This is a genomic window from Roseateles sp. P5_B10, assembly GCF_056400485.1.
On the sequence record NZ_JBFULE010000264.1, the window covers coordinates 1 to 6,463 of the forward strand.

The following is a 6,463-nucleotide window of genomic DNA, read 5'->3' on the forward strand; positions in this document are numbered from 1 at the left end:
TTCGCGCAGTGAGCCGGCTGCGCGCACCTGGGCGGCGTTCGCGGCTACCCATTCCAGATGAGCCTGCAGCAGTTGGCGCCGCAATTCGCCGGCGCCTGGCTTGTCGTGAAAGCGGATGGCGAACAGCGTCCAGTCCTCGAGGGCGTTGGCGGTCAGTGCGGCGAAGTCATGGGTCGATGGCATTGCAGTTGTCTTTGTATTGAGGCCATCCGACTCCAGTTCATCTGGCCGGCCCGCGCTGGCGATGTGCTTGCGGTTCAATACCGCAAGCATCGCCGTCCCCTCGGGAGACCGGCCAAGGTACTCCTTGGACGAGGGCTTCACGTCACGGCGTGCCCATCGCTTCGCGCCAGCGCATCGCATCCAAGACGCGGTGGCGGGTGCTGGGGTGGTGGAAGAAGATGAACTCTTCCACCGCGCCGGGGTCGGCCTTGCGGTATTCGACCAGCCGCAACTGGGCATCGGCAAAGCCATGCGGCTCGCGCGACAGGTTCAGGCCGAAGCGGTCGGCCTCGATCTCCTGGACGCGGGTGATGGTGTGGTTGATGGGCATGGCGAGCGTGAAGAAGATCGAGAACACGGCCACCAGCATCGGCAGGCCGGCCACGTCGTCGATGCGACTCACGCCGGTGGCGGTGGCAAAGCGCGCCAGCAGGCGCTTCATGGCCCAGGCCGCGACGGCGAAGCCGACGAAGAGCAGCGGCGTCAGCATCGCGATGTTCTTGGCCATGTGGTTCATCACATAGTGGCCCAGCTCATGGCTCATGACGGCGCGGATCTCGGCCTCGGAGGTGCGGCGCAGCAGGTTGTCGTTCAGTCGCACGGCGGCCGAGCCCAGCATGCCGGACACATTGGCGCTGATGCGCGTCGTCTGCCGGGAGGCGTCGAAGACGTAGACGTTGTCCACCGGCACGCCGTTGGCGTGGGCCATCTGCAGCACGGCCGTCTTGACGGGGCCGTCCTCGACCGGCTTGTAGGTGTTGAAGAGCGGCTGGATGAGGACGGGCGAGATGGCGATCAGCACGATGAGGGCGGCAATGCCAGCGGCTGTGCCCCAGATCCACCAGCGCTCGCCGGCACGACGGATCACGGCGTACAGCCCGGCGACAACGATGCCCATCATCAGCATGTCGAGGCCTTGTGAGAGAGCCGCCTCGCCCAGCCAGGCCAGCAGGGTCTGCGTCGACATGCCATAGGCCTGTTCGCGCCACCAGCCGCTGTAGAGGGCCAGTGGCAGGGTGATGACGGCCGAGGCGAGCACATAGGTCGCGCCGAACAGCATGTCGCGCCGCACCGGCCCGCCGCCGACGCGCAGGGCCCGGTCGCGCAGGCGCGCCGCGCGGCGCCCGCTCATCAGGATGGCCGCAACGACGAGGCCGAACAGCATCTCCCAGAGCTGCAGCCAGTAGCCGCCGGTGTAGTAGGCATCGGACTTGGCGACCACGTCGGCGGGCAGCCGGTCCATATAGGCCTGGGTGGCGGCCTCGGCATCGCGCGGCAGGGCGGCGCGCCAGGCATCGTCGACGGGGCGGATCTTGAAGCCCGAGGCCTGGGCGGTGGCATCGGCCTTCTGAGCTTGAGCTTGAGCTTGGGCCTGCGCAGCATCGTCTGCGGCGTGGGCCAGCGTGAGGCTGAGCGCCAGGGTGGCTGCGGTCAACCATGTCTTCATCAAGGCCTCCTGATTTGAAGCGGCGCGCGATTGTGGCGACGCTCACCGCACCCGGAGGCGCCGTGCGACAGGCTGCGTGCAGGGCAGGATGGACGGCTTCAGCCGTGGATGGCCGCCGCGACGATGTTGCCGATGGAAATGCACATCGCGCCAACGACGATGGCCAGGGCCACATTCTTGTGCTCGACGATCTCTTCCCACAGCTTGTAGGGCGTGATCTTGTCGACGATGACGAAGGAGACCCAGAAGATGACGACGCCGATGATGGCGTACATCATGGAGCCGAGGACGATTTCGGGCTTGAGCCAGTCGAGGGTCATGGTGCTCTCCTAGGAGTGGGGCCTATTCAGGTGGCAGGGATCGGTGCGAGAGGGTCTGCGCGGGGGCAGGGCTAGGCGACGCGCTGAAGCCCGGGCTGGGTGCCCGGGCAAGGCGCGCAACGACGCCATGCGCCCGCGCAGACCCTCTCCCGCAGGGTTGTCACTCAAAAGCCCGCGCGCGGCGTTGCGAAGCCTCGCTGGGGGGCTACCCCAGCTTCGTTTCGCGCCTTGCTCGCGGGCTTTTGAGTGGCAACGCATCCGATCCCCGCCACCTGAACAGGCCCTCATTTGTGGCCGCCGCCACCGCTGCTGTAGCCGCCGTAGCTGCCGCCGCTGTTGCCGATATAGGCGCCGCTGCCGCGCGAACTGGCGCGGCACTGGCGGTACTCATTGCTGTTCTCGCCAAAGCTGTTCTTGTACTGCTGGCAGTCGTCGCTGGAGCAGGCGCGCATCAGCGCGAACAACAGCACGATGACGAACAGGGCGATGATGATGTTGCGCAGCAGGTTGCCGCCGCTCTTGAAGGCGGAAGTGTCACGTGCGAACTGGACGGCCGGTGCCACCAGGTTGAAGGCCGTCTTCACGGTGTCGGCCGGCACCGGGCTGCCGCCGCTCCAGGTGATCTCGGGGCCCTGCTGCTCGCGGCTCAGCAGGAATTGGCCGTCGCGGGTGATGTAGTCGGTGACCTGGACGCGGTCTTCCAGCCGCACGGGCCAGTAGAACTCGCCCAGTACATGGGTCGTCTTGGCGCCGTAAACCCAGCGCTGCGCATAGTCGCGCCCCTGCCAGCTGACGCCGCCGCGGCCCGAGGTGGGCGCGCCGGTGAGGGTGCGCACCAGGCTCCAGCCCTCGCGGGTGTCGACAAGGAAGGCAAAGCCCGCCAGCTGGTTGTAGAGCAGGTATTCGCGCCAGAAGCTCTGCTCGTCGTCGGCGTCCTCGGGGATGTCGCAGCGCTCCTGGTAGCCCACGACCTGCCAGGCTTCGGGCTTGCCGCCGTCAACGGCCAGCGTGCCGGCGCGGCCCAGCGGGATCAGCGGCGGCAGGCCGCGATCCTGCGGGGTGAAGCCCAGGGCCTTGGATTCGCCCTCCGGCAAGTCGACGACGGCATTGCACTGGGCGCAGACCATGCTCTTGGTCTGCGTGAGCTTGGGCTCCAGTGGTGCGCCGCAGCTCGGGCAGGCGATGGCCCGGCCCTTGAACTTGGCCTCTGCCACCGACTCGCCCTCGGCCGTCGTGCGCAGGCCCTGCAAGGCCATGTCGGCGAGAAGCACATTGCGGCCAACGGACCAGACCGGTGGCTGGCCGTCGCGGTATTCCAGGCTGCCGACCTCGCCCTTGTCGTTGCGCAGCTCGATGACGCAGCCGGGCTTGGGCGGCCGTGGCAGCTCGCCTTCGGCCGCACGCAGCGCCGCCTCGACGATGGCGGCCACCTGCCAGCGCTGGCCGGCCAGCGTCAGCGGCTGGCCGAGGGCGGGGGCTTCGGGCGGAGCTTCAGCGAGTGGCGCTTCCAGGCTGAGGACGAACTGGCCGTTGTCCTCGCTGAGCCAGGCCACGCGGGGTGCGTCGGCACCGGTGTCGAAGAACAGATGCCATTCGTTCCAGTTGCCCAGCTCCGAGCCACGCTGCACGCGGCCGACGACGGCAAAGCTGCGGCCCATCCAGCGGCCGGTCGTGCCGAGCTGCAGCGGCGAATAGTCTTCGAAGATCTCGGCGCTCTGGCCGATCTGGCTCAGCGCCTCACCGTCGCGCAGCAAGGTGCTGCGGCAGAAGCCGCAGACGGCACTCGCAGAAGCCGCGCTCGCGAACTCGACCGGCGCGCCGCAGTTGGGGCAGGCGGCACGCCAGCGACGCTGGGCGGCTGGCGCCTGAGGGCCTGTGGACACTACGGAAGTAGGCCGCGAAGGCCATCCGCCCGGGGCCAATCAAGGCGTACCGCGCCGCCCGCACTGATGTGCGGGCAAGCGGTGCAACGCGGAGTGGCCCCGGGCGGATGGCCTTCCCTGCGGGTTGCGGCCAGAAAACCCGCGCGCGGCGTTGCGAAGCCTCGCTTGGGGCCTACCCAAGCCTCGTTTCGCGCCTTGCTCGCGGGCTTTCTGGCCACAACGCGGTCTGCTGCCGTAGTGTTCACAGGCCCTAGCCAAGTTTCTTCAGCAGATCGGCCTTCTTGGCGGCGAATTCCTCGTCGGTCAGGATGCCCTTGGCCTTGAGGTCGCCGAGCTTTTCCAGCAGCGAGACGATGTCTTCGGGCTTGCTGGCCGCCGGTGCGGGCGCTGCGGTGCCGACGCCGGCCAGGCCCTGGCCCAGCGTCTGCGCCAGCGTCTGGCCCAGGGCCACGCCGGCGCCCAGGCCCACGGCCTGGCCGGCGATGCCACCGCCGTCGCCACCGCCCTTGGCCATCTCGGGCAGGGCTTGCGCGGCCTGGTACTGCATGAACTGGCCCATGTTCTGGCCAATGATGCCCATGCCGATGCGCTGGTCGAGGATCTTCTGCAGCTCCTCGGGCAGCGACACGTTCTGCATCGTCACCGAGATCAGCTCCAGGCCGATGGCCGAGAAGGACTCGGCAGTTGCGTTCTTCAGCGCAGCAGCGAACTCGACCTGGTTGGCAGCCAGGTCCAGGAAGGGCGTGCCGCTGCTGGCGACGGCGTCGCTGATGTGCTGCAGCATCAGGCCACGCAGCTGGCCGTCCAGGTCCTGCACCGTGTAGCGCTCGCGCGTGCCGGAGATCTGGCTGTGGAAGACCTTGGGGTCCAGGATGCGGTAGGCGTAGTTGCCGAAGGCGCGCAGGCGCACGGCGCCGAAGTCCTTGTCGCGGATGGCGACCGGCTGGCTGGTGCCCCAGCGCTGGTCGATCTGCTGGCGCGTGCTGAAGAAGTAGACGTCGCTCTTGAAGGGCGACTCGAAGAGCTTGTCCCAGTTCTTGAGGTAGGTCAGCACCGGCAGGGTCTGGGTCGTCAGCTTGTGGGTGCCGGGGCCAAAGACGTCGGCCACTTGACCCTCGTTGACGAAGACGGCGACCTGGGATTCCCGCACGACGAGCTGGCCGCCGTTCTGGATTTCCATGCCGGACATCGGGAAGCGCCAGGCCAGCACGCCATCGCCATCCTCCGTCCACTGGATGACGTCTATGAACTGTTTCTTGATGAAATCCATCAGGGCCATGTCGATTCCTGGCTGCGTGAGAAGAAATGAGGGGCAAGTATCCGGCGGCGGGCTCAGACTTCAACGGCCAAACATGTGAATCTCACCGCGCGCCAGGGTGAGAATCTCTGTCATGCCCAGAGTTTGCATCCAGTCCGGGGACTTTGACGTCGGCGCCGAAACCTCCGCCCTGCGGATGGGGGATGGCGGCGTCGGTGCCGTCGTCGCCTTCGTCGGCACCGTGCGCGAGCACAGCAGCGGCGCGGCAGTGTCGGCGATGGAGCTGGAACACTACCCGGGCATGACGGAGGCGGCCATCGAAGCCATGGTCGACGCGGCCATGGCCCGCTTCGACATCCGTGCCGCCAAGGTCATCCACCGCGTCGGCACCCTGCAGGCCCGCGACCAGATCGTGCTGGTGCTCGTCACCAGCGCCCACCGAGGGCAGGCCTTCCAGGCCTGCGAATTCCTGATGGACTATTTGAAGACCCAGGCGCCGTTCTGGAAGAAGGAACACACGCCGGACGGCGCGCACTGGGTGGATGCCCGGGTGGCGGACGACGAGGCGCTGGCGCGCTGGGGCATCGCGGCGGGGAATGCTTCTTGAACACGCTGGCGGTGGCCTTCGGCGCGGCCATGGGGGGGCTGACGCGCTGGCAGATCGGCCTGTGGCTGAACACGCGCTGGACGGGCTTCCCGCTCGGTACGCTGCTGGTCAACCTCGTCGGCGGGTTGCTGATCGGCATGGCGCTGGAGTGGTTCGGGCGGCAGCCCAACGAAGTGCTGAAGTTGCTGCTGGTGACCGGCTTTCTCGGCGGGCTGACGACGTTCTCGTCCTTCTCTGGCGAGTCACTCGCCATGTTGCAGCGCGGCGAATTCCTGCTGGCGCTGGCGCACACGCTGGCCCATGTGACGGGCGCGCTGGCCGCGGCGGCTGCGGGTTTCGCGCTGATGCGCGCTGCCGTTTGATCCAGGACAAAGAGGCGCTGTCCGACAGCCGCCTTTCACTCGCTGGCGCCAGACTGTGACTTGAAAATGCAGGGCTTGTGCCCACTTGGCTTCGCAACCGGAGGATTCCCACCATGCGTGCCGACAAGTTCACCACCCGCTTCCAGGAGGCCCTGGGTGAGGCCCAGAGCCTGGCCCTGGCCCGCGACAACCCCTATATCGAGCCCGTCCACGTGCTGGCGGCCATGCTGGCCCAGGATGAAGGCCCGCGCGCCCTGATGGAGCGCGCCGGCGTCAACGCCGGCGGCCTGCGTACGGCGCTGGACGGCCTGATAGCTGGCCTGCCCCAGGTCAGCGGCTCGGGCCAGACCGTGCAGGCCGGGCG

Annotated in this window: 7 protein-coding genes and 1 pseudogene; 3 read left to right on the forward strand and 5 right to left on the reverse strand. The window is 67.8% G+C overall.

What is annotated here, in order from left to right; all coding sequences use genetic code 11:
• The 5 genes and pseudogenes from AC1DU6_RS16340 to AC1DU6_RS16360 form a co-directional block, all read right to left on the reverse strand.
• Positions 1 to 183 (reverse strand): annotated as a pseudogene (locus tag AC1DU6_RS16340) (hypothetical protein); the annotation flags it as partial.
• A 142-nt stretch (positions 184 to 325) separates the two neighbouring features.
• On the reverse strand, positions 326 to 1,669 hold the full coding sequence (locus AC1DU6_RS16345; protein ID WP_477858333.1) for a M48 family metallopeptidase: 1,344 nt from the start codon (positions 1,667 to 1,669) through the stop codon (positions 326 to 328).
• 98 nt (positions 1,670 to 1,767) lie between these two features.
• A complete protein-coding gene (locus AC1DU6_RS16350) occupies positions 1,768 to 1,989 on the reverse strand; it encodes a DUF350 domain-containing protein (RefSeq protein WP_457326021.1) in 222 nt (73 codons plus the stop codon).
• Positions 1,990 to 2,273: 284 nt separating this feature from the next.
• Positions 2,274 to 3,872 carry a DUF4178 domain-containing protein gene (locus tag AC1DU6_RS16355; protein WP_477858335.1) on the reverse strand — a complete coding sequence of 533 codons (1,599 nt, stop codon included), beginning with the start codon at positions 3,870 to 3,872 and terminating at the stop codon, positions 2,274 to 2,276.
• Between the two features lie 250 nt (positions 3,873 to 4,122).
• Positions 4,123 to 5,151, reverse strand: a complete 1,029-nt coding sequence (locus tag AC1DU6_RS16360; protein WP_056195627.1) for an SPFH domain-containing protein — start codon at positions 5,149 to 5,151, stop codon at positions 4,123 to 4,125.
• Between the two features lie 112 nt (positions 5,152 to 5,263).
• Between AC1DU6_RS16360 and AC1DU6_RS16365 the strand changes: the two genes are divergently transcribed.
• The 3 genes from AC1DU6_RS16365 to AC1DU6_RS16375 form a co-directional block, all read left to right on the forward strand.
• Positions 5,264 to 5,737: a molybdenum cofactor biosynthesis protein MoaE gene (locus AC1DU6_RS16365; RefSeq protein WP_457324840.1), complete on the forward strand. Its 474-nt coding sequence runs from the start codon at positions 5,264 to 5,266 to the stop codon at positions 5,735 to 5,737.
• Positions 5,734 to 6,099, forward strand: coding sequence for a fluoride efflux transporter CrcB (gene crcB / locus AC1DU6_RS16370; RefSeq protein WP_457324841.1), 366 nt, complete (start codon positions 5,734 to 5,736; stop codon positions 6,097 to 6,099). The genes AC1DU6_RS16365 and crcB overlap by 4 nt, the downstream gene beginning before the upstream one ends.
• Before the next feature lie 113 nt (positions 6,100 to 6,212).
• Positions 6,213 to 6,463 (forward strand): Clp protease N-terminal domain-containing protein (locus tag AC1DU6_RS16375; protein ID WP_477858338.1); only part of this gene is annotated, 251 nt, incomplete at its 3' end.